The 21,695-nt window shown below is 62.3% G+C and carries 20 protein-coding genes and 1 pseudogene; 12 read left to right on the plus strand and 9 right to left on the minus strand.

The window, feature by feature from the left end:
- Position 1: 1 nt before the first annotated feature.
- The 9 genes from ACW5E8_RS11015 to ACW5E8_RS11055 all read left to right on the plus strand — a co-directional run bounded on the left by ACW5E8_RS11015 (position 2) and on the right by ACW5E8_RS11055 (position 11,918).
- Complete coding sequence (locus tag ACW5E8_RS11015; RefSeq protein WP_456965566.1) at positions 2–1,897, plus strand: N-6 DNA methylase; 1,896 nt, start codon at positions 2–4, stop codon at positions 1,895–1,897.
- Complete coding sequence (locus tag ACW5E8_RS11020; protein WP_456965567.1) at positions 1,894–4,074, plus strand: N-6 DNA methylase; 2,181 nt, start codon at positions 1,894–1,896, stop codon at positions 4,072–4,074. The genes ACW5E8_RS11015 and ACW5E8_RS11020 overlap by 4 nt, the downstream gene beginning before the upstream one ends.
- Positions 4,071–5,231, plus strand: coding sequence for a restriction endonuclease subunit S (locus ACW5E8_RS11025; protein WP_456965568.1), 1,161 nt, complete (start codon positions 4,071–4,073; stop codon positions 5,229–5,231). Before ACW5E8_RS11020 ends, ACW5E8_RS11025 begins: the two co-directional genes overlap by 4 nt.
- A gap of 71 nt (positions 5,232–5,302) precedes the next feature.
- Positions 5,303–5,638, plus strand: a complete 336-nt coding sequence (locus ACW5E8_RS11030; protein ID WP_153854603.1) for a type II toxin-antitoxin system Phd/YefM family antitoxin — start codon at positions 5,303–5,305, stop codon at positions 5,636–5,638.
- Positions 5,639–5,641: 3 nt separating this feature from the next.
- The gene (locus ACW5E8_RS11035) at positions 5,642–5,998 is read left to right on the plus strand and encodes a type II toxin-antitoxin system RelE/ParE family toxin (protein WP_153854602.1); all 357 of its coding nucleotides are present in this window, start codon (positions 5,642–5,644) and stop codon (positions 5,996–5,998) included.
- Between the two features lie 4 nt (positions 5,999–6,002).
- Positions 6,003–9,332, plus strand: coding sequence for a type I restriction endonuclease subunit R (locus tag ACW5E8_RS11040; RefSeq protein ID WP_456965570.1), 3,330 nt, complete (start codon positions 6,003–6,005; stop codon positions 9,330–9,332).
- 473 nt (positions 9,333–9,805) lie between these two features.
- Positions 9,806–10,114 (plus strand): helix-turn-helix transcriptional regulator, encoded by a 309-nt coding sequence (locus tag ACW5E8_RS11045; protein WP_456965571.1) that lies wholly within the window; start codon positions 9,806–9,808, stop codon positions 10,112–10,114.
- Positions 10,115–10,116: 2 nt separating this feature from the next.
- Complete coding sequence (locus ACW5E8_RS11050) at positions 10,117–10,458, plus strand: hypothetical protein (protein ID WP_456965572.1); 342 nt, start codon at positions 10,117–10,119, stop codon at positions 10,456–10,458.
- Positions 10,458–11,918, plus strand: coding sequence for a YfjI family protein (locus ACW5E8_RS11055; RefSeq protein WP_456965573.1), 1,461 nt, complete (start codon positions 10,458–10,460; stop codon positions 11,916–11,918). The genes ACW5E8_RS11050 and ACW5E8_RS11055 overlap by 1 nt, the downstream gene beginning before the upstream one ends.
- A 125-nt stretch (positions 11,919–12,043) precedes the next feature.
- On the opposite strand, the gene ACW5E8_RS11060 is transcribed toward ACW5E8_RS11055, so the two are convergent.
- The 8 genes and pseudogenes from ACW5E8_RS11060 to ACW5E8_RS11095 all read right to left on the minus strand — a co-directional run bounded on the left by ACW5E8_RS11060 (position 12,044) and on the right by ACW5E8_RS11095 (position 18,869).
- Positions 12,044–12,301, minus strand: a complete 258-nt coding sequence (locus ACW5E8_RS11060; protein ID WP_456965574.1) for a MobA/MobL family protein — start codon at positions 12,299–12,301, stop codon at positions 12,044–12,046.
- A gap of 131 nt (positions 12,302–12,432) precedes the next feature.
- Positions 12,433–12,759, minus strand: a pseudogene (locus ACW5E8_RS11065) (MobA/MobL family protein); the annotation flags it as partial.
- Between the two features lie 150 nt (positions 12,760–12,909).
- Positions 12,910–14,379, minus strand: coding sequence for a hypothetical protein (locus tag ACW5E8_RS11070; RefSeq protein ID WP_456965575.1), 1,470 nt, complete (start codon positions 14,377–14,379; stop codon positions 12,910–12,912).
- 106 nt (positions 14,380–14,485) lie between these two features.
- Positions 14,486–15,307 (minus strand): GIY-YIG nuclease family protein, encoded by an 822-nt coding sequence (locus ACW5E8_RS11075; protein ID WP_456965576.1) that lies wholly within the window; start codon positions 15,305–15,307, stop codon positions 14,486–14,488.
- Positions 15,308–15,311: 4 nt separating this feature from the next.
- Entirely contained in the window at positions 15,312–16,157 is an 846-nt protein-coding gene (locus ACW5E8_RS11080; RefSeq protein ID WP_456965577.1) for an HNH endonuclease, read from the minus strand.
- A 396-nt stretch (positions 16,158–16,553) separates the two neighbouring features.
- On the minus strand, positions 16,554–17,636 hold the full coding sequence (locus ACW5E8_RS11085; RefSeq protein ID WP_456965578.1) for a peptidoglycan-binding domain-containing protein: 1,083 nt from the start codon (positions 17,634–17,636) through the stop codon (positions 16,554–16,556).
- Complete coding sequence (locus ACW5E8_RS11090; protein ID WP_456965579.1) at positions 17,587–17,847, minus strand: hypothetical protein; 261 nt, start codon at positions 17,845–17,847, stop codon at positions 17,587–17,589. The genes ACW5E8_RS11085 and ACW5E8_RS11090 overlap by 50 nt, the downstream gene beginning before the upstream one ends.
- Positions 17,844–18,869, minus strand: coding sequence for an XAC2610-related protein (locus tag ACW5E8_RS11095; protein WP_456965580.1), 1,026 nt, complete (start codon positions 18,867–18,869; stop codon positions 17,844–17,846). Before ACW5E8_RS11095 ends, ACW5E8_RS11090 begins: the two co-directional genes overlap by 4 nt.
- Before the next feature lie 44 nt (positions 18,870–18,913).
- Here ACW5E8_RS11095 and ACW5E8_RS11100 point away from each other — a divergent pair, with 44 nt between their 5' ends.
- Positions 18,914–19,291 carry a hypothetical protein gene (locus ACW5E8_RS11100; RefSeq protein ID WP_456965581.1) on the plus strand — a complete coding sequence of 126 codons (378 nt, stop codon included), beginning with the start codon at positions 18,914–18,916 and terminating at the stop codon, positions 19,289–19,291.
- Positions 19,292–19,422: 131 nt separating this feature from the next.
- Here the strand turns inward: ACW5E8_RS11100 and ACW5E8_RS11105 are convergent, their stop codons facing one another.
- Positions 19,423–19,764 carry a YnfA family protein gene (locus tag ACW5E8_RS11105; protein ID WP_456965582.1) on the minus strand — a complete coding sequence of 114 codons (342 nt, stop codon included), beginning with the start codon at positions 19,762–19,764 and terminating at the stop codon, positions 19,423–19,425.
- Between the two features lie 200 nt (positions 19,765–19,964).
- Here ACW5E8_RS11105 and fabA point away from each other — a divergent pair, with 200 nt between their 5' ends.
- Complete coding sequence (gene fabA / locus ACW5E8_RS11110; RefSeq protein WP_456965583.1) at positions 19,965–20,480, plus strand: bifunctional 3-hydroxydecanoyl-ACP dehydratase/trans-2-decenoyl-ACP isomerase; 516 nt, start codon at positions 19,965–19,967, stop codon at positions 20,478–20,480.
- Complete coding sequence (gene fabB / locus ACW5E8_RS11115) at positions 20,480–21,688, plus strand: beta-ketoacyl-ACP synthase I (protein WP_456965584.1); 1,209 nt, start codon at positions 20,480–20,482, stop codon at positions 21,686–21,688. Before fabA ends, fabB begins: the two co-directional genes overlap by 1 nt.
- The last annotated feature ends 7 nt before the right edge of the window (positions 21,689–21,695 follow it).

A 21,695-nucleotide genomic window follows, 5' to 3' on the forward strand; every position in this document is an offset into this window, starting at 1 on the left:
CATGTCCAAGGACAATGCCGGACAGGTCCTGTTCCAGGTGATGGAGCACTTCCGCAGCACCTCTCTCAGCGTCGACGAGTCCAAGTTGCTGGCGTTCCAGTTGCTCACGTGGGCGCATCTGTCGGCAAAGGACAGGCTTGAGCCCAGTGTCACGCTGGATACCGCCGTGGCTCAGGGAGGCGTCGAGGGGCTGTTGAGCGTTCTGAAGAAACTGTTCTGGCAACCCGGCGCGCTCGGAATGGCGTTTTTCAATGCCAATCGATACGTCGAGCAGGCGAATGATGCGGTCTTCGCTGCGCTGAGAACGGTGAAGTATCTGGTCGACGGCGGTGTATTCGAGAGGTTCTCGCCGGTCGATGTCGCCGGTGACCTGGTCGGTGGCACTTTCGAGGGTTTCGATGTGCCCGTCGAGCTGGCGCGTCTGATGAAAGATATAGCGGTCGGTGAGACTACGCGTGCGGCCTACTTGCCTTGGGAGACTAGCGGCCAGCTTGTCGGGGTGCTGATGGATCAGCCTGACCTGCGCGTCCACGCTGAAGCACATCTCGGATCGCAAGTTGCGGCATTGCTGGCCCTGTTTCGTGAAGCGCCTACAGACGTTGCGTCAAACGATCCGCTGCGTGCGCCTGCAGCAGTTCATGGCGGACACCTGGAAAGATTTGACGCAACTCTTTCGATTCCACCAATGGGCATGGCCGGCGGCGTCGATGACGTGGTGATGCAGGACATCTACAGCCGCTTTCCTGTGGTCAAGGCCAGCGTGACAGGTCTGATGGTGCAGCACATTGCAGCGCAGACACGTGGCATTGCCGCCATCGTTGTACCTAATGGCTTTCTCTTCAGCTCAGGCAAGGACAGGGACGTTCGCGAATACCTGTTGAAGCAAGGCTGGGTCGAGGCGGTCATTGCGCTGCCCAATGGCATCTTCCAATCCAGCGGGCTGGGAACATCCATGCTGGTGTTGAACACGCAGGCACGCCACCGTCGCGTTGGATTCGTCGATGCATCGTTGCCGCACTTCCGTGCGTCGATGGGCAGGGGGCGGGTTGCGCTGCAGAGTACTGGCCTCATTCTGGACTTCTGCAGGCAGGTGCGCGTCGAGTCTGATATCCAAGCGGCTGCTGGACGTCAAGAAGAGGACTCGTATACGCAAGTCGTCAGTCTGGACGCCATTTTCGACAACGATGCCACGCTGGATGTCGGTCGCTACGTCATTCCAGACCAGCAGCGTGAAGCGCAAGCGCGGTTGGAAACCCTGCCAACCGAAACACTGGAAGATGTGGTCCGAATTCTCATTCCAATACCCAACAGGGACCGCGGAGTGGATGTGTCAGCAGGAGTCGATGTTCTCGAGGTCGGGGCCGTCGATCTTCCCAGCGCAGGCTACATCCGGACCCCCGAGAAGAGTGTCAGAGTGCAACTGGCCGCCAAGCGTTCCGGCGATGTAATGGATATCTTCCTGCGGCCGCATGATCTGCTGTTGGTCGTGAAAGGCACCGTTGGAAAGATTGGCATCGTGCCCGACAACGTGCCGCCACCCGGGGATGGTGGCTGGATTGCCGGACAGTCGTTCGTGGTCCTGCGGGGGGCAAAGCCCGGCGTGGACCTCCGTGGCCTGGGTTTGTGGTTGCGGTCGAAGATGGGCCAGCAGGTGCTCGACGGCATCAAGACCGGCGCGACCATTCCCATGATGTCCATCAGTACGCTGCGCAAGCTCAAGGTCTTTGCGCTGAACGCGGCATTGACTGAGGCCGCAGTCGAAATCATCGAACGAGAAAAAGAGCTGCAATGGCAGATTGAGAGCTTGCAGGATGAGCAAGCCGGGATTGCAGAGGGCTTCTGGAAGGAACTTCTCGCACAGCTACAGCAGGTCGACAAGGGTCAGAACACCCCATGAACATCCAGCAACTCGAAAGCGACCTGTGGCAATCGGCAGACGACCTGCGCGCCAACTCCAAGCTCACCGCCAGCGAATACTCGATGCCGGTTCTGGGGCTGATCTTCCTGCGCCACGCCAGCAACCGCTTCAATGCCTACCTGCCCGGGATCACCGCCGGAATCGGCCCGAAGGTTCCCGCTTCACGGCGGGAAGCCCTCATCAAGCTCGGCTTCCAGGGCAAGGCCGCAATCTATCTGCCGGAGGCGGCGCGCTTCGAGCACATCGCCGCCCTGCCGGCGGGCCCAGGAGTCGGCGAAGCGATCGATGCGGCCATGGACAGCATTGAAGCCGAGCATGAAGTCCTGCGAGGCGCGCTGCCGCGTGGCTTCCCCGCGTTCGAACCGGACCTGCTGGCGCGGCTCATCAAGGTCTTCGACGGGGAGGCGATCCGCAACGCGACCGGCGACGTGTTCGGGCGCATCTACGAGTACTTCCTCAACAAGTTCGCCATGACTGGCGCCCAGGAGGGCGGTGAGTTCTTCACCCCGCCATCGCTTGTGCGGATGATCGTCAACGTCATCGAACCCGACCACGGCCTCGTGCTGGATCCGGCCTGTGGGTCGGCGGGCATGTTCGTGCAGTCCGGCCATTTCATCGAGAGCCGCGGGCAGGATCCGCTGGACTCCGGCGTGGTGTTCCACGGGCAGGAAAAGAGCGACACCAACACCAAGCTGGCGCGCATGAACCTGGCGGTGCACGGACTGGATGCCAGCAACATCCGCCAGGGCAATACCTTCTACGACCAGATTGAACCGCTGATTGGCGAGTGCGATTTCGTCATGGCCAATCCGCCGTTCAACGTGGACGGCGTGGAGACCAAGAAGGTCGAAAGCCAGGTCGCGCTCGGTAGCCGCTTGCCGTTCGGTCTGCCCGGCCTGAACGCCAAGACCGGGGCGATCTCCAATGCCAACAGCCTGTGGATCCAGTACTTCCACTCCTATCTGAACCCGACCGGCCGCGCCGGGTTCGTGATGGCGTCGAGTGCATCGGACGCCGGCAACAAGGACAAAGAGATCCGCGAGAAGCTGGTCAGGACCGGCGATGTGGACGTGATGGTCGCCATCGGCAACAAGTTCTTCTACACCCGCAGCCTGCCGTGCACGCTGTGGTTCTTCGACAAGGGCAAGCCGGAGTCGCGCAGGGACACGGTGCTGATGCTGGATGCACGCAACGTCTATACGGTCGTCTCCGCGCGTTCGCATGTCTTCACCGAGGAGCAGCTCGCCAACCTCAACGCGGTGGTGTGGCTGTATCGGGGGGAGGGCGACAGGTTTGCGGCGCTGGTGGCCAGCCATCAGCAGCAAGCGGATGGCTGGTTGGCGCAGCTGCCGCAGCGGCTGGCCGACGACACGGCGGCAATCGAGGCGCTGGCCCGGAATCTGACCGTGTTCGGCAAAGGCGCGACGCTGGCCGAGCTCAATGACGGCGTTGACGACGAGGCCCGGCTCGATGAAACAACGCTGGAGGCCTTCAAGGTAGAGCTGGACGCGGCTCGGGAGGACGGCAAGGACACCGGGCAAGCCGTCGCAGACCTTGAGGCGGCGGTGAAGCTTGCACGCAAGGTCGTTGCGAAGGCCCGGCCGGACAAACTTGCCAGCGTGAAGGTCGCGCAGGCCGCGCTGGAAGACCTTGCGCCGCAACTGAAGGCCACGGCCCGGCAGCTTGAGGCCCGACACAAGCAATGGCTGAAGCTGCTGGACAAGGCTGAGAAGGAACTGCGCGGGCGCAAGAGCGACGCCTTCGATGCCAAGGCCATCCGAGAGGCCAGGCGCGCCTTGCTGGCCGCCGACCGAAATCGGAACGAAGAGGCCACGGTTCGCGACCTGGCGCTGGAGGCGCTCAAACAATCCGGCTACTTCATCGCCCAGGGGCACTGGTTGCTTTCGAGATTTCCCGACGGCGTGTTCGTGGACGTTCAGGGCCTGTGCGCGGCCGTCACCCGCGAGCGCATCAAGCAGAACGACTGGTCGCTCACGCCGGGACGCTATGTCGGCGTGGCGGTTGTCACCGAGGATGACGAGGAAGGGTTCGTCGACCGGATGCGGATCATCCATGACGAGCTGGTGGAGTTGAACGAGAAGGCTTCAGAGCTTGCAGCGACGATCAGCGCCAACTTCGAGGAGTTGTTGGCGTGAGTTGGAAGTCAATGCGGTTAGGGGATGTGCTTCGCCTGAAACGTGGCCACGACTTGCCGAAAAATAGTCGAACTTCTGGCGATATCCCAATCGTGTCGTCCTCGGGCATCACTGGCTGGCACAACGTAGCCAAAGTTGCCGGGCCGGGCGTGGTGACGGGACGATACGGAACACTCGGCGAAGTGCATTACATTGAAGGCGACTATTGGCCGCTGAACACGGCGTTGTATGTGGAAGATTTCAAAGGAAATCATCCGCGTTTTGCCGCATATTTGCTGATGACTCTGGAGCTAGGGTCTCAGAACGCGGCCGGGGCGGTTCCAGGCGTGAATCGCAACACACTGCATCAAATGCCGGTGAGCGTGCCGGATGTCGAAACACAGAGACAGGTCGCTCAGGTGCTTTTCGCCTACGACGATCTCATCGCGACAAACCAGCGCCGGATCGCCCTGCTGGAGGAAGCTGCCCGCCGCCTGTACCGCGAATGGTTCGTGCACCTGCGCTTTCCCGGCCATGAGGCCGTCAATGTGGTGGATGGCGTGCCGGAAGGATGGACAAGAACTGCTTTCTCCGATGTTGTACAGATCAATCCGAGAACACCGTTCGAGAAGGGTGTCGAACGCCCATTCGTCGAGATGGCCGCATTGTCCGAAAGGTCAATGGTGGTTGGAGAGCGCTCGTCGCGAGTCATCAGTGGCGGGGCGAAGTTCAGGAACGGTGACACCTTGCTGGCGCGTATCACCCCTTGCATCGAGAACGGAAAGACTGGTTTCGTCCAGTTTCTGGAAAGCGATGATGCGGTTGCCAGTGGGTCGACCGAGTTCATCGTTCTCCGCAATGCGAAGGTCAATCCATGGTGGGTTTACTGCATCACACGCGAGGACAGTTTTCGCGAGCACGCGATTCGCAGCATGTCGGGTTCCGACGGTCGTCAGCGCGTGAACACGAAATCATTCTCACAGCTTGCAGTACTGCTACCGCCACAGAGTTTGCTGGCGCAGTTCGCGGAGATGGTGGGCGGCTCGTTCACTCAGATCGAGCAACTGGCCAGTCAGAACAGCATGCTGGCCAAAGCCCGCGACGCCCTCCTGCCCAAGCTGATGAGCGGACAGCTGTACGTCTCCGGGCTCCCGCTGCCGCAGCCAGAAGCGGCGTAACCCGGCGGACGGATTTGCCATACATCAACGAATACATTAAGGTTTGCATGTACTAACTCCCGGAGCTCGCCATGCCTATTACCTCGCAGGACATCGTGCCCTTCAATAAGGCCCGTGCCGACCTGACCCGGCTGGCCGATGAAGTCCGCGCCGGCCACGAAAAGATCATTACCCGCAACGGCGAGAGCTACGTGGCGCTGGTGGACGCTCGCAAGCTGGACTACTACCACCGGCTGGAGCGCGAAACCCTAGCGCGGGCCAACTTTCAGCTTGGCCTGCTGAACGACGTGGCCGCCGGTTTGCAGGACGTTCGCGCGGGTAAGCCCGGGATCCCGGTGGAGGAGGCCAGGTCGCGGTCGCAGGCCCGGCTGGACGCGGCCAGGGCCGCACGCAAGACGGACGCCTGACGCATGCAGGTCGTCCTGGGTGCGGCCTACGAGCGCAGACTGGACGAGGCCGTGGCGTACCTGATCGGCGTTAGCGCGGATGCCGCGGCGCAGGAGCTGCTGGACGACGCCTATGACGCCTTGCCCAAGCGCCTGGCTCAGACGCCGCGCATCGGGCGCGAATTCATCGCCCACAACCCTGAAGCGCCCGAAGTGCTCGCTGCCTGGACAGCCGTGCGCGACCTGTTGGGCGATGACATCGAGCTGCGCGAGTACATTCTGGAAGAATACCTGGCGCTGTATGCCATCCATCAGGACTGCATCCATCTGCTGACGCTGCGCCATCACCGCCAGTGCGGCTTCGACTTCAGCGAGGCGTAAGGCGATGAACGCACGGGGGGATTACAGCGAAGACGGGATGATCCAGAAGGATGCCGCCGCAATCCTGGGTGAGCTTGGTTGGTCGTCGATCCATGCCCAGGCCGAGACCGAGGACAGGCCGCATCTCACCGGACGTAACAACTTCACCGAGACGGTGCTCAAGCCCGACCTGCGCGCCGCGCTGGAGCGCCTCAATCCCGGTCTGCCCGAAGAGGCCTACCAGCAGGCCATCGACCAGGCGACCGCCCACGATCACGCCAAGACCCTGGTCGCCATCAACCAGGACAAGTACGAGCTGTTGCGCAACGGCGCGCTGGTCCGGTTCAAGGATGGTGCCGGGCGAGCCGTGGAACGCCGCCTGCGGCTGGTCGATTTCGTCGATCCGGACAACAACAGCTTCAAGGCCGTGCGCGAGCTGTGGGTGCGCGGGAGAAACTACCTGCGTCGCGCTGATCTGGTGGGCTTCATCAACGGCCTACCGCTGGTGTTCGTTGAGCTGAAGCGCTTCGAAGTGGACCACAACGAGGCCTATAAGAAGAACTACCGCGACTATCGCGGCACCGACGAATCCGGCAAGCAGGCCGCCATCGAGGGCAGCGTCGAGCAGTTGTTCCACTGGAATCAGTTCGTGGTGTTCTCCAATGGCCACATCGCCAAGTACGCCAGCATCACGGCGACGCCCGAGCATCACTACCAGTGGAAGCGGCTGGACGAGGACGATCCGGAGCCTGGAAAGAGCGCGATGCAGCTTCCGCTGCTGCTGCGCGGAATGATGGACAGGGCACGGCTGCTGGACATCATTGAGAACTTCATCCTGTTCGATGCCAGCGAAGGTGCCCTCGCCAAGATCGTGGCCCGCAACCACCAGTATCTGGGCGTGAATCGCGTCATCGCACGGCTGCAGTCGGACGATGACAAGGTGAAAGCCGAGCTGGCGAAGGGCCAGCTTGGCGTGTTCTGGCATACCCAGGGCTCGGGCAAGTCGTACTCCATCGTATTCCTGAGCGAGAAAATCCGGCGCAGGGTGTCGGCGGGCTACACCTTTGTCGTCGTCACCGATCGCAGCGAGCTGGATGACCAGATCGCCGGCACCTATACCCATTGCGGGCGCGCGAACGCCAAGGATGATCAGGCCCAGAGCGGGTCGAGCCTGCGGGCAATGCTCCGCGACAGCAACCGCAGCTACGTCTTCACCCTGATCCAGAAGTACCGCGAGCACGTGACGGAGCCCTACTCGGAGCGCGACGACATCATCGTCATCAGCGACGAGGCGCATCGCAGCCAGTACGGACGCCTGGCCCTGAACATGCGCAAGGGATTGCCCAATGCCAAGTTCATCGGCTTCACCGGCACGCCGCTGATCGAAGCGGCGGAGAAGCAGCTGACCCGCGAAGTGTTTGGCGACTACGTCTCTGTCTACGACTTCCAGCGTGCGGTCGCTGATGGCGCGACCCTGCCGCTGAAGTATGAGAACCACGGTGAGAAGCTGAAGATCGTTGACGACGATCTGAACGAGAAGATCACCCGCTACATCGAGGAAGCCATGCTCGACTCCACGGCGGAAGACCCGTGGACGGACGAGAAGGAAGACAAGCTCTACCGGAAGCTGGCCAGGGAATACACCATCTTCACCTCGCCCACGCGCCTGGACGCGGTGGCGGAGGATTTCGTCAAGCACTACTCGCAGCGCCGCAATGCCGTTGCCGGTGGCAACAGCAAGGCGCTGATGGTCTGCATCGACAAGATCACCTGCGTGAAGATGTATGACCTGATCGCCGACAAGTGGAAGGCGCTGGGCGACACGCTGGAAGAGGAGCTGGTTGCCGACGAGTCGGTCTTCAGCGCCAAGTATCCGCAGCGCCCCTTGCCCCGGATCCTGCAGCAGAAGCGCGAACGCCTGGAGTGGATGCGCGAAACCGAATTCTGCGTGGTGGTGTCCAGCGAGCAGGGCGAGGTGGAGGAGTTCACGAAGTGGACCAACCACCGCGGTGAGCCGCTCGACATTGCGCCGCATCGGGCCAAGATGACCTCGCGCAGCCTGGAGCAGGAGTTCAAGAAGGCCGAGAACCCGTTCCGGGTCGCCATCGTCTGCGCGATGTGGCTGACCGGCTTCGACGTGAAGTCACTGGCCACCCTGTACCTGGACAAGCCGATGCAGGGACACACCCTGATGCAGGCGATTGCCCGGGTGAACCGCGTTGGCGGGGGCAAGGCCAACGGCCTGATCATCGACTACAACGGCATGATCAAGAGCCTGCGCAAGGCGTTGGCGACGTTCGCCCAGGGTGACCGCGACGGCAAGCTGGAAGTCGGTGAGGGCGAGGACCCCGGCTATCTGGAAGACGACGCCGAAGGGATTGCCGAGTATGCCGCGAGCATCGAGCATGCGGCCGAGTTCCTGGCGGACCTTGGCTTCGAGCTGCAGGACCTGATCGACGCCCAGGGCATGGAAAAGGGCGAGAAGATCCTGGAGGCCTGCGATCTGCTGGCGGCCAGCAATGAGCGGCGAAAGACCTTTATGGTGATCGTGGAGGACGTTGCGGCCAAGTATCGCGGCCTGTTCCCGAATCCCGGCCTGTTCGCCTATGACGAGCAGGAGAGCGCCCTCAACGCCATCTACAACAAGCTGCAGGCGGCACGCACGTCGCCGGATATCACCAGGCTGCTGCAGGGCTTCTATGATGTGGTGGACCTTGGGATCGGCCTGGAGCAGGGGGTCAGCAAGGCGCCTGCCCAGTTCGACCTGAGCACCATCGACTTCGACCGGTTGCGGGCGGAGTTCCAGAACATCAAGCAGAAGAACCTGGTCGCGCTGAACCTCATGGAGAAGATCGAGGAAGGGCTGAAGGCCATGGTGCTGGAGAACCCGACGCGGATCGACCTGTACGAGAAGTTCCAGCGCATCGTGGCCGAGTACAACACCGACAAGGATGAGGCCGAGATCCAGAAGGTGATGGGGGAGCTGTTTGCCACCCATGACGAGATGGACGAGGAAGCCAGGCGTTTCCAGCGGGAAGGCCTGGAGACCGAGCAGCAGCTCGCCGTGTTCGACCTGCTGCGGAAGAAGTCACTCAGCCGGAAGGATCACGAGGCGGTCAAGAAGGCGGCTGTCGAGCTGCTGGCCAGGCTGGAGGAGCGCAATCTGCTGATGGGCCACCTGCGCGACATGGCCGCGAAGCAGGCGCAGTTGCGTCACGAGATCGAGAACCATCTGTGGGGCAGCGGAATGGCCGACATGGGCTATTCCGAAGACGAGGTGGTGAGCAAGGGCGATGCCGTGTTCGCCTATCTGTTTGCCGGTGCTGCCAGCGGCAGCGCACGGATGCTTCATTGACAGGAGGCCGAGCGGCTCTCGCATCTGCTCCGGTAGCCAAATCGCCCGGATTCCAAAGCAGACCGTTCGCACCCAACTGACGACGCCAACCTTCTAGGCAGGTTGGCGGCGGAGACGGCCAAGCTGCCGCCACGGGTGACGAAGCGTATCGACCCGGACCTCTGCTGATTGGTAGCGGATGGGGGTTGGGGTGGGGCCAACCACGACTGCGTCACGGCCGGAGAACGGATCGCGTGGGCAGTGACGGAACGGGGAGCAATGGCTCCCCGTTCGCGTATGTGCTTGATTCCGCAGCCGATCGTTCCGTGGCCAGCGTTGATTGGTAACGGGGCAGTGACGTTTGCAAAAACCTTGATTTTTTCTCCATGGGCTTCCGTTTCGCCGTGGGGCCAAATGCTCCCCGCTGGATCACCTCCAGCCAGGAACTCCGGCCGGATTCCTTCCTATCACGACCCAAATCAAAGGAATCCAACATGGAACACCACACGAACCGTCCGTCGTCGAACGCGGACTGCAACCAGCCTACCCATGGAGCCGCGCGTGCGGATGGGGTTGCCACCGGCTGGCCGGATAGCCCGACCCTGCGCCTCAAGGACCTTCTCAAGGTGCTCTCGGTCAGCAAGAGCAAGGCGTACGAGCTGATGAAGACCGATCCGGAATTCCCGAAGGGCGTCCCGCTCTACGACAGCGACCGGTCTCCCAAGTTCTACTGGTCCCACGAAGCGATCGCGTGGATCGAAGGCCGCGCCTCCAAGTTCCGCACGCAGCAGGAGGGCAACTGATCATGAGCATCCTCACTGAAACCTGGCCAGATGCGAGCAACCCGCTGAAGGAGCTTGAGCTGGCCTTGCAGCAGGAACTCACTGGGGGCAGGAGTAAGGTCGAAATCGACTTCAAAGAGGCCTATCCACTGTTCGAACAGGGCATTGCGCAGAAACTGCGCAAGCGCAAGCTGATGGACCGGTTCAATGCCGCCTACAAGCACGAGCTGAATCTCGCCCAGTTCCGCAAGTTGCTGAACGCTGAGCGCGACCGTCGCAATGCTTCCGGTGACACGGTGACATGCGCTGCCTGCAGTCAACCATTGGTTGCCGCAGCCGGTGCAGAAACCCTGGAGGATGCGTGATGAATGCGATGTTCTCGCGGCTGCCGCCGATGTACCCCATGGACGCGTTTCTTGCAGTCGTGCGTAATGCCGGGCACGAAATTATCCGTAACGTGCAGGCGCCTGACGCACTCGTCGGAATGAGCCTTATCAACGCGATGTCCATGGCCTGCCAAGCGCTGATCGACGTGAAGCTGCCGACGGGTCAGGTGCGACCAGTCTCGCAGAATCTGTTGATCGTGGCCGAATCGGGTGAACGCAAATCGACCGTAGCATCGCTTGTGATGGCGCCTTTTCGCGAAGCAGACACTATCGCACTGGCGTCCTACAAGCTGACGATGGCGCGATATCAGGCTGAGATTGGATCGTGGCAGGCGAAGGCGAAGGGGATGCGCTCCGCCATCAGCACTGCTACCAGCCAAGGCAAACCTACGAACGACTTGGACAAACAGCTACTTGACCACGCTTTGACCAAGCCGGCCGAGCCGCGCCTTCGCTACTTCCTGCGCGAAGACGTTACCGCCACTGCTGTCAGGGAGGCCTTGCAGGGCGATGGCGAGTCGATCGCCATCACTACTGACGAGGGCCACATGCTTTTCAAGGGCGACGCCATGCGCCACATCGGGTTGCTCAACCGTCTGTGGGACTCCCCCGAAGTCTTGCCGCGCGATCGGGGCGACGACGAACACTTGCTGGTGATGAACCCGCGCGTGTCCATCAGCATCATGACTCAGCACGCGCCACTGAAGGCATTCCTGGAGAAGGCTGGGACGATCGCCAAGGGAAGCGGACATTGGGCCCGCTACTTGGTCGGCTGGCCGAAATCGACGATGGGCTATCGCATTGTCAACGGTGAGGAGCCGACCTGGGAGTATCTGCCAGCGTTCCACGCGCGCATCCGGGAGCTGTTGGAGCAGCACCGAGAAATGATCGAATCGGGACAGGTCGAACGGATGCGCGTCGGCTTCACGGTCGACGCGAAGGCGAGGTGGGTTGACTTGGCGGGCCAGACGGAGCGCATGCTGCGTGAGGGCGAGTACCTCAACGACATCAACGACTTCGCCTCGAAGGTGATGGAAATCCTCGCTCGGCTCGCAGCCACCATGCATTACTTCAGCAATGAAGCCGGGGACATCACGCTCGACACCCTTGAGCGTGCCTTCGCGATCGTCCAGTGGCACATCGAGGAGTATAAGTACCTGTTCTCACCGCAGTTCGTGGCGTCACAGGAGCTGGTCGATGCGCAGGCGGTAGCGGCTTACCTCCAATCGCGCATCTGGCTGGGTCCGAACTCGGACACCCACGTTCCGAAGAACCATGTGTTGCGTAGCGGCCCCGTGCGCGACCGCGGCCGACTGAATGCTGCACTGGACGTTCTCTGTGCGCGAGGAGCGATCTGGATTTGTACAGGCGCACGAGACAAGAAGACCTATCTGCGCTTGTGCAACGCCTTCCTTCGTCAGACGCCAATGCCTCTGTAGGCCGCTCCCTGGAAACACCGCCCCGGCCCTGTGCCGGGGCTTTTTCTTGCCAAGGTGAAGGCAACCCGTGCGATTCCGCGACTTTGTCGCAGAGTCGCCCCCTCAGCGGGCGGCCGCGGGACTGTCTAGCTGGCCGTGCCGCCGTCCGCGGTCCCGGTCCGAAATGCAGCATATCGCGCCCTCTCGGCTGGTGCCATGCCCTCGATAAATCGCGGCCCCAAGTGGCGTTCTGCACGCCGTTGCAGGCCTTGGTCCCGAAGGCTGCGATGGTCGACCCGGGCTTCATGTCCGTGCTGGGCGAGCACCTGGTTCTTGGTGTCGGCGACCAGCTCACCTGCTGACGCAGCTCCATGGGGCTCTTGCCCCCACTGCCCTTGCGGCATCCCCCAGCGCACGGCTTGGCGGTGTTATAGCGGCCGAACCATCGTTCCGGCGAGCGGTCGATTCCGTCTGGGATCCTGTCGGAGCACATCAGGTGCACATGTGGGTTCTGGATTCCGCCCAGTTTCCCGTCGGGCGCATGGATCGCGTACTGGTATGGTTTGCTGCCGATCAGATTGCGAACCAGTTGCTCTGTAAGGTCGATCAGCTGCGCTTGGTTCAACTCGTTGGGCAGGGCGATTTCATGCTCGCGGTATGCCGCCCCATTGGCTCGTTCATGGCGATCGGCCATGCTCCAGAATAGGGTTGGATCGCCCTCAGCCCACCCCGGCATGTTCCCGTAGCTGGAATGGACTAAGTCCTCTTGGGTGCTATGCGCACCTTGGCGTTCGATGTAGGTAGCGTGTCTGCGTGCGCTGCCCTTTTTGCCGCTCTTGATGCTGTAGTGGAAGCTTGCCATCGTTATATCACCCTTTCTCCGTAGACAGAAAAAAGCCGCCAGGATCGCTCCTGCCGGCTGTCTTGGAGATGGGTTCGCACGCTTCTAGTCGGGCTCCTGCGGGAAACGGTAAGTGCGCGTGCACTTCCATCTCCCTATCCGCTGCATCAGTCAGTCATCTTTCTGTGCCATCGGACTATTGGTTCCATCTCCATAAGCATATGGGTTGTGGTGTAAATATTTACCGATCGAGTGCAGGTGATCGATAACAATATCCTTAGCCTTATCCAGGCAGAGGAAATTAATACCCATCACGCCGGTGACCATGGCGACGATGTCGTTGAGCTGGATGATGCGCAGATACGCCTTCGTGCGTGACCCTTGGTACTGTACCCATGCCTGATGTACTTCGGTCGTTCCCGTGAATGCAGCCTGGAATTCGTAGAACCGGTTCAGGTAGATCTGGAGCACACCTTGGTGCTGGTGGGGATCGCTCTTTCTCAGTCCTTTATCGAATAGTCGTTGTGGGTCCTTTCCTTGATCGACTTGTCCGTGCCAATAGGGCTTGTACTCGGTGCGGACCTTCTGCTGGTATCGGAATGAGCAAAGCGCCGCAACGATGTCACAAACAGACAGAATGCTTGCGTCTGCGTCGGTGCTGTCGAGTGAGCGATATGCATACGAGCTCAGTAACGCTTTAGCTCTGATTATATGGTCTTCAAGTTGTCTCGGTGTGGTTTCGAATCCTGTTGCTACCTTGACCAAGGATGTGACTTCTTTGGGCCACCCGAGGACCAAGTGATGAAAGTTATTGAGTGTGAACTGCTGGTCGAAGGGGCTCAATTCAGAATGGCGATCTTCACTGACAAGCGCACACAGCTTCGATGCGCCTTCGTAGAAGTCTCCGATGTCGTGCTTGATCCGTATCTCTTCCGCATGTCTCGGATACTTCTGTACGAAATGACGGAATGCCAAGGTCTCCAAGTACACGAAGGCGGATTCGCTCGCGGCGGTGGTTGATTCGTCAGTGCGCCTGATGTGGATGGAGTCCATCAAATCGGAGAGCGTCCTGTAGGCGCGGGCGAGCTTCTCGTGATTCCCGGCAAGCTCGCCAGTCAAGATATGTGTTACCTGGTCATTGGCATGTTCAGCGTGGAGCAGAAGCTTCTCGGCTGTGGTGTGTAGTTTCTTGTCGCCCAGCATCCGAGAGAAGAGCTTGATTTTCTCTGGATCAATATCGATAGACAAGATCTGCACCATGGACCTGATGAGCGCAGAAGCGTCTCTGTCGCGTGGAATAGTGGTGACGGTACTGAACTCCATCGTCGCTCCGTCACTCGAGCTCGGCGGCGCGAGTAGGCGGATGACGTTACTATTGGAGTTGGCGTCCTCGACGTAGAACATCTTGATCGTTCTTAGCGTCGAAAGGGGCAGCTCCTGATCTGCGCTGGCTACTTCAATGCCAATGGCCTGGCTGATAAATACAAGTGTTCTTTTGAGGCTCTTTGGCGTAATGGGTTCGCCGCTAGCCTTGGCGTGTTGAGCGTTGAGATTTGCGATTAGGTCGCGAAGGGTCCCGAGGTCCTCGGTGCGTTGGAAGTCATAGCGCGACACACGGCTGCTGTCTTGGTTGGCGTTCATGAAGCCAAGTCTAGTTCACTCGAACGGAGCTGCTCCTGAGGTTTTGCCGCTATTTGATGTGCCTGCCCGCTTTATGGCCCGGAGTGCTCGACGGTGCAAACCTATTTCAGTTCCGGTTGAAGCCGTGATCTCGCGACAGAAGAACGGACTTCCAGTGGTTTTCTCGTTCGCGAAGGTCGGCCTCAGTAGCCGACAAGTCTGCGATTTCCAAGACGGCAAAGCGCAGGGCGTGACGGCGCTCGTCGGTTGCCTCGATGCCGAACTCTTGGCGCAGGGCTACGTTCCCTCCGTGTCCGTTTGCCGCGTACGCACACCAGCGGCCCCAGATGCCGTCGGCGCCCGATGCCTTGCCGACGTAGAGCCGGCCGGTGGCCGTGTCAGTGATGACGTAGACCCCCTTAACCGACGAAAGAGCTGCGCGCCAGGCGGCGGATTGGCTGCGCACCACTATGTCTAGCTGCGCTTTGGTGAGGTTCGCTGCCTTGAAGCCGGGGAAGTCGGCGATTGACAGCCGCTCGGGCAGCAGTTCGACCACCGTGAGATCGTCGGCCAAAGTTTCGCCGCGGGGGTAGGAATGTCGTTCGGTGTAGACGCTTCCCAGATAGAGGCGACCCACCCACTCCTCGCAGGCGGGCACCCGCTCAAGGGTGTAGAAATAGTGGGGCTTCGGGGCGGCCTCTTCCACGTAGCCGAGGGATCGAAACAGCCCGGCGTAGAGCCAGCGCGTGGGGGAGCCCGTGTTGACCAGCGACACGACGAACTCGCGCTGGAAGTTGCGCTTGGTCTGCCAGCGCTGCCACAAGTCAAATTTCCCTTCCAGGAACACGTCCAGCGGCCGCTCGTTGCCGTTGTAACGCGCCAGGTGGACCTTGGCCTTCGGCGCGTCAAACGCGGGCTCCCACACCTTGAGCAGGTCGAAGAGTCGCATCGGCTTATGGTCCCGAGTGGCGAGCTTGGCACCGCGCCGCGTGATCGGCCAGGTGAGCCGCCTTGGGGCGGTGGACCGGTGAAGCGGGCAAGGCCAGCGCCTTGCCCTGCAAGGCGGCGTAGTCGGTAGTGAGCAGGGACGGCGCCAAGGCCACCGTATGCACGGGGGTGATCCACAGTAGTTGGCAATCAAAGAGCGTGTGGAGGTCGGCGCGCAGCAGTAGGCCGTTATCTACCCGGTTGGTATGTGTGCCCTTGTAGGGCAGCACGTGCGCGGCTTCCAGCACCTCAAGCGCCGAGCACCCGGTGATGGCGCAGCGACCGCCGTAGGCGTCCAGCAGCTTCGCGCGGAACAACGGCTGGCCGCGGCGCTGGGCCACGGCGCGCATTGCCCACACGCGGGCGTCGTGGTCGCTGTCCACTGGAGCGGCGAACGCCCCTGCTTGCGCATCTGCCTCCGCCTGCGCCTGCTCATCCATGACTAGGGGCATGACCTTCCACTTTCCGTCGCCACCCTTTTTCAGGTCCACGTGCCCGTGGTCCGCTGGATTGAACTGCACATAGCGGGTGCGCCGCGGCGGGCCGGAATCGACCAGCTTGAACAAGCGGTCGTGTGGGTGATCCTGGTCACTTCGCCAGTTCGTGCGCGAGTAGTTGTAGTGGATTCGGCTGGGCGAGTTGACCGTGAACAGCTCCAGGTCGGCGCGGGCGTTGCCCAGCGGGTCGTGAGGGTGGTGCGACAGGTCCCACTCCTCGACCTCGGCCAGCGACGCGCTGCCCAACGCCTCAATGGCGTCGACGGCTCGCCAATACTTGACGCCATCGCGTCCCGGCTTCTGTGTGGCGGCCATCGGCTACGTCCCCTGTCCAATTGTCCCCACGGCCCATGGAGGTGAGCCCCAAGCGCGGCGCGATGAAGAAGACTGGATAGTACTTTCCTGTACAGCGTGGGACTATTGCTCAACTACTTACAGCGATCGTCAGGCTTCGAATCCAGTCCCTTTCTGGGAATGTGAGTAACGATGCGAGTAACTGCGTCCGGCCGCTTGAGATAATTTCTTCCCCAACAAGCTCTTGGGGACTGAATGTGGCTGCTGGTGGGCCACCAACACTCAGCCCTTCGGCTGCCCCTTGTTCGTTAAATCAAAGTTTGTCCCACGCTGCACCTAACGCCGCACAGCCGACGAGAAGAACAAGCAGCAGGATCGAATGGTGGTATTCCTTTGATTCTGTCATGTGCATGCGAGTCACATTTGCATGACCGGTCCCGGCTGGGCCCTCTGCCGTTCTTCCAATTGCTGCTGTTCCAAGGCTTGTTGCTGGTCCAGCGATCGGTCGGCCAGATCGCTGTCGCCGGCCATGACGGCGGCGAGGTAACGGTCCACAAATGGGTCATTGAACGGGCCGGTCTGGGGCTGGAGCATGCCTTGGCGATCTTCCACCGGGCCGTTTCCTTCCTGTGCCGGTTCTTGTCGCGGCTGTTGTGCGTTCTGAGCTTCCTCCCTTCGGCGGATCACCTCGACAGCTTCGGGTAGGTCGCGCTCCACTGCGCGGGCATTGATCGCGTCGCGGGTCTGCTCATCCGCCAGTCCGCTCTCGGGGACGATGTTCTCGTCGCCTTGGAACCGACGAACGGCAGCTTGCGTATCCGCATCATAGCGACGGCTGATGCGCAGGAACTGCCCATCACTTCCACGGTAGCCGAGCCCACTCAGTTGCTCCTGCAGGTCGGCGACCGCATCGCCGCGGTCGCCGGGGTCGAGCACGCGGTCGTTCAGCGGTCCGTACAGGTCCATGATGGTCTTGAGCCGGAAATTCGGATCGGCTCGCAGCACCTCGCCCCGGATCTGGTCGAACAGGGCCTGATCCACCGTTCCGGTCCGCGGAGCGATACCTGCCATGTCCTGGTAGCTGAGCACCGCCCGCTCGGTCGAAGGCCCGAAGTCGCCGTCGGCAGACAAGGGCCGGCCCGCTGCATGGGTGATATTCAGTGCCGACAGGTATTGCTGCAACTCGAACGCGCGCGCGTTCGCGTCGCCTCGCTGCAGGGGTGCGTCGGCCTCGCGTGTCGCAGGCACCGGCGTCAGGTCGACGCCGTCGCGCTGGACCGAGGTCACCAGATCGGCGACATCCGGCTCCCGTGCGCGCGCCAGCGCGGCGATATCTGCGGCCCGGTCAGTTCCGTTGACGATCCTGCGGGCGTTTTGATAATCGGCATTGTCCGCCGTGATGTAATCGTCCAGGCCGCGTCCGGTAGTTTTGATAGTGGGTGAGATGTGCCTAACCGCGGCCGAAGTATTCCTCGCCGCTCCCATAGCCTTCTCGCTCACCGCCCTTGTAGCCTCTCACCGCTGCCTGCTTGCGGCCATAGTCTTCTTCGAGGCTGGTAAAGTTCCGGCTTTCGTGCTCCGCGGTCGCCAGGACGTAGGCGATCTGACGTTCGTCCGTGACCCCTTCTTCCAGACAGGTCTGCACGATCAGTCGGACCGTTTGCTCCCGGGTGATCGGGGAGGCCGCGCTGTATCCGTATCCATCACTCACCGCGCTTCTCTTTGCGATTCTGATTGCTCGCGGGCGTCATCAAGCTCCGGACCGTCCTTGCCGCAAGTACTGTAATTCGTGCTCTCCACGATCCTGGGAGCGCCGTATCGCACCTCTATCGTTCTCTCGCCGCGATCGCACGGTCCGCTGCGGTACCACGCGAACAGGCGGCCATCGACGATTCGCGACAAGGAATGGCCTTCCATCAGCTCCGCCAGCGCGGTGTTCTCGACCAGTCGTTGGGTCTTCGGGTCGTACAGGTAATAGGTGTACGAGGGGTCGCCATAGCTGCCGTCGGGACCACTCCAGACCATCAAGTCTTCGTGCTCGTCTGCATTGACGTCGGACAGCATGATCCCATGCCAGCTCTCGGCGAAGCCCGCGTGCGATGGTCCGCGGAACCCGGTCTCAGCTGGGTAGCGATCTGTAGGGAGTGCCCTTGGAAGCCAGACTTCCGGTAGCAACAGCGTCTGCCGGTGCAGCGTCGGAGTCGAGACGCTCAGCCGGGCGTTGCTGCAGATCAGTTTGCTTGGCAGGCGATCAGAACAGCCATCCGATTGCATGGTGATCACGGCATCGCCCAGTCGCATTTCCAGCGTGCCATTGGCGTCGGGCATATCCTCGGCCCAGTGCCCCGCTGTGGCGTTTGATAGCCGGCGGTTCAGTACGTCGTATCGCGCCATGATGCGTTCCAGCCGGCAGACCTGGCCGACGGGTGGGGCTCCGGCTGCCGGGCCACACAGCCGGTCGGTCTCCTGCTGCCAAGTGCGATGTTCAGCGTGCAGGACACCGCGCTGCGTTGAGTCGAGTTTGGCCGCCCATTCCTGATAGAGCGCGCCCATGCTCCGTTGCCGATAGGCCAGCTCCTCGTCCAGACAGAGCCCCCGTGCTTGAGAGTCGTCGCCTGCGGTCGCAACGCACTCCCGGAATTTGCGGCTACCCGATTCAAATGTGCTCCGAACCTGAATGCCGCACGATGGGGGTATGCCGTCTTCGCGCCGCAGCGACATGCCGGAGTGCATCGTGCCCGCCACGGCGCACCAAGGCGTCAGATCCGGAGATGTCCATGAATACTGCCAAGACCCTTCTTGCCCTCGGCTTCGCCACGGCCCTCGCGGCCTGCAGCAACACCGACCAGGCTGCCAATTCCGCCCAGGAAGCCGCCGAGTCGGCCACCGAAGCGCAGCAGGCCGCGCAGCACGCTGCGGCCACCGGTGACAGCGCTGCGGCCCACTCGGCCCAGGCCGCTGCCGATGCGGCCGACGCCGCAGCCGATGCCTCCGCGCAGATCGCGGGCCAGGTCGGCACCGGCGATGAAATGACCCGCCGCGACGACCTGTCCGACGCCGCCGAAAAGGCTGCCGACGCGGCCGAGCAGGCGCAGGACGCCGCCGAGGAAGCCAACGCGGCCGCCGACGGCGAGAACAACACCGACGGGATGTAATCCGTCACTTGACGAACCGTGCGACGGTCCAACGTCGCGGGATCGTGTCGCGTGGTCGTGGTCAGTCCTCGTCGTCTGGCCACGGCCGCGCGATTTTTCGTTGCAAGCCGCGCAATTCGCGCGGTCGTTCTTCAGGCGCGCCAGTGTCCGGCAATCATCACCAGCGCCCCGGCCAGGATCAGCCCGCCGCCGAGCAGGTCGATCCGATTGAGCGGCACCCGGTCCACCCAGACCAGCCAGGCCAGCGCGGTCGCAACGTAGATGCCGCCGTACGCGGCATAGATCCGGCCCGACGCGACCGGATGCAGGGTCAGCAACCAGGCAAACAGCGCCAGGCTGGCCGCGGCCGGCACCAGGAGCCACGGGCTGCCGCCGTCCTTGCGCCACAGCAGCACCACCCAGCAGCCGACGATCTCGGCCAGCGCGGTGACCGCGAACAGCGTGGCGACCTTGAAAACAAGCAGGGGACTCATCGGCTGCGGCGGCCCGCTGTCATGGCAATCCACGAGTATGTCATCGCCACCTCACCTGGCCGGCGCACCATACGCAAGCGCATTGGTCCGCGTCCGGGAAGTGCGCTCCGGGACGTTGACCTGCGTCAATGCGCCGCCCGCCAGTGTGGTAAAAATGACGGTCTTTTTCGGCCCTCCGGCCGTCCGTGAACAGGAGCCTCATGACCCGTCCTTCTTCGCTCGATCGCGAGCAGCTGCTGGCCTGTGGCCGCGGCGAAATGTTCGGCGAGGGCAATGCCCGCCTGCCGGCCCCGCCGATGCTGATGATGGACCGCATCACCCACATCTCCAGTGATGGCGGGGCCTACGGAAAGGGCGTGATCCAGGCCGAGCTCGACATCGATCCGGGCCTGTGGTTTTTCGAATGCCACTTCCTGGCCGACCCGGTGATGCCGGGTTGCCTCGGCCTTGACGCGATGTTCCAGCTCGCTGGCTTCTACTTGCCTTGGCTGGGCGAACCCGGCCGCGGCCGGGCATTGGGCTGCGGTGAACTCAAGTTCTCCGGCCAGGTACTGCCGAGCGCGAAGCGCGTGGGCTACGAAATCGACATCCGCCGGGTGATGCGCGGCAAGGTGCCGATGGTGATCGCCGATGGCCGCACGTTCGTCGACGACCGTGAGATCTACGTCGTGCGCAGCATGCGCGTGGGCCTGTTCAAGGACCTGGAGGACAACTGATGCGTCGCGTAGTCGTGACCGGCATGGGCATCGTCTCGTGCCTTGGAAACAAACTTGATGACGTCTCGCGCGCGCTGCGCGAGGGTCGCAGTGGCATCACCGCGGTGCCGAAGTACGCCGAGCTGGGCCTGCGCAGCCAGGTTGCCGGCGTGCCGGTGATCGACCTGGAGGCCGAGATCGACCGCAAGCGCAAGCGCTTCATGGGCGATGCCGCCGCGTATGCGTGGGTGGCGATGCGGGATGCGATCGCGCACGCGGGCCTGTCGCCCGACAAGGTCAGCGACCCGCGCGTGGGCGTGATCGCCGGCTCCGGCGGTGGCTCGGCGGAGTGGCAGGTCGCCACCGCCGACCTGCTGCGCGACAAGGGCGTGCGCAAGGTCGGGCCGTACATGGTGCCGCGCACGATGTGCTCGACGGTCTCGGCCACGCTGGCCACCGCATTCGGGATCCTCGGCCTGAGCTATTCGATCTCGGCCGCGTGCGCGACTTCGGCGCACTGCATCGGCGCGGCCGCGGACCTGATCCGGCACGGCGCGCAGGACGTGGTCTTTGCCGGCGGCGGCGAGGAAGAGCACTGGGCGATGAGCGTCATGTTCGATGCCATGGGCGCGCTGTCGTCCGGCTTCAACGACACGCCCGCGGTAGCCTCGCGTCCCTATGACGCCGGCCGCGACGGCTTCGTCATCGCCGGCGGCGGCGGCATGCTCGTGCTCGAGGAATACGAGCACGCGAAGGCGCGCGGCGCGACCATCCATGCCGAGTTGGTCGGCTATGGCGTGACGTCCGATGGCGCCGACATGGTCGCACCCAGCGGCGAAGGCGCGGTGCGCTGCATGAAGAACGCACTGGCATCCGTGCACGCGCCGGTGGACTACCTGAACACCCACGGCACATCGACCCCGCTGGGCGACATCGTCGAGCTCGAGGCGGTGCGCGCGGCGTTCGGCGACGCGATGCCGCCGCTGTCGTCGACCAAGGCCTTGACGGGGCATTCGCTCGGTGCGGCCAGCGTGCACGAGGCGATCTACAGCCTGCTGATGATGCGTGACGGCTTCATCGCCGGATCGGCGCACATCGACCAGCTCGACCCGCGCGCCGAGGGCTTCCCGGTCGTGCGCGAAAGCCGCGAGGCGAAGCTCGACACGGTGATGTCGAACAGCTTCGGCTTCGGTGGCACCAACGGCAGCCTGGTGTTCGCGCGCGTCTGATACGCAG

Source organism: Luteimonas sp. A649, assembly GCF_054072735.1.

What these genes read in the sequence shown, in the direction of transcription:
- ACW5E8_RS11095 (WP_456965580.1), bottom strand. Translation starts at nt 18,869, where the DNA reads ATGCACTCCGGCATGTCGCTGCGGCGCGAAGACGGCATACCCCCATCG.
- ACW5E8_RS11020 (WP_456965567.1), top strand. Translation starts at nt 1,894, where the DNA reads ATGAACATCCAGCAACTCGAAAGCGACCTGTGGCAATCGGCAGACGAC.
- ACW5E8_RS11030 (WP_153854603.1), top strand. Translation starts at nt 5,303, where the DNA reads ATGCCTATTACCTCGCAGGACATCGTGCCCTTCAATAAGGCCCGTGCC.
- ACW5E8_RS11075 (WP_456965576.1), bottom strand. Translation starts at nt 15,307, where the DNA reads ATGCGACTCTTCGACCTGCTCAAGGTGTGGGAGCCCGCGTTTGACGCG.
- ACW5E8_RS11045 (WP_456965571.1), top strand. Translation starts at nt 9,806, where the DNA reads ATGGAACACCACACGAACCGTCCGTCGTCGAACGCGGACTGCAACCAG.
- ACW5E8_RS11050 (WP_456965572.1), top strand. Translation starts at nt 10,117, where the DNA reads ATGAGCATCCTCACTGAAACCTGGCCAGATGCGAGCAACCCGCTGAAG.
- ACW5E8_RS11060 (WP_456965574.1), bottom strand. Translation starts at nt 12,301, where the DNA reads ATGCCGCAAGGGCAGTGGGGGCAAGAGCCCCATGGAGCTGCGTCAGCA.
- ACW5E8_RS11080 (WP_456965577.1), bottom strand. Translation starts at nt 16,157, where the DNA reads ATGGCCGCCACACAGAAGCCGGGACGCGATGGCGTCAAGTATTGGCGA.
- ACW5E8_RS11100 (WP_456965581.1), top strand. Translation starts at nt 18,914, where the DNA reads ATGAATACTGCCAAGACCCTTCTTGCCCTCGGCTTCGCCACGGCCCTC.
- ACW5E8_RS11070 (WP_456965575.1), bottom strand. Translation starts at nt 14,379, where the DNA reads ATGAACGCCAACCAAGACAGCAGCCGTGTGTCGCGCTATGACTTCCAA.
- ACW5E8_RS11055 (WP_456965573.1), top strand. Translation starts at nt 10,458, where the DNA reads ATGAATGCGATGTTCTCGCGGCTGCCGCCGATGTACCCCATGGACGCG.
- ACW5E8_RS11105 (WP_456965582.1), bottom strand. Translation starts at nt 19,764, where the DNA reads ATGAGTCCCCTGCTTGTTTTCAAGGTCGCCACGCTGTTCGCGGTCACC.
- ACW5E8_RS11040 (WP_456965570.1), top strand. Translation starts at nt 6,003, where the DNA reads ATGAACGCACGGGGGGATTACAGCGAAGACGGGATGATCCAGAAGGAT.
- fabA (WP_456965583.1), top strand. Translation starts at nt 19,965, where the DNA reads ATGACCCGTCCTTCTTCGCTCGATCGCGAGCAGCTGCTGGCCTGTGGC.
- ACW5E8_RS11015 (WP_456965566.1), top strand. Translation starts at nt 2, where the DNA reads ATGTCCAAGGACAATGCCGGACAGGTCCTGTTCCAGGTGATGGAGCAC.
- ACW5E8_RS11035 (WP_153854602.1), top strand. Translation starts at nt 5,642, where the DNA reads ATGCAGGTCGTCCTGGGTGCGGCCTACGAGCGCAGACTGGACGAGGCC.
- fabB (WP_456965584.1), top strand. Translation starts at nt 20,480, where the DNA reads ATGCGTCGCGTAGTCGTGACCGGCATGGGCATCGTCTCGTGCCTTGGA.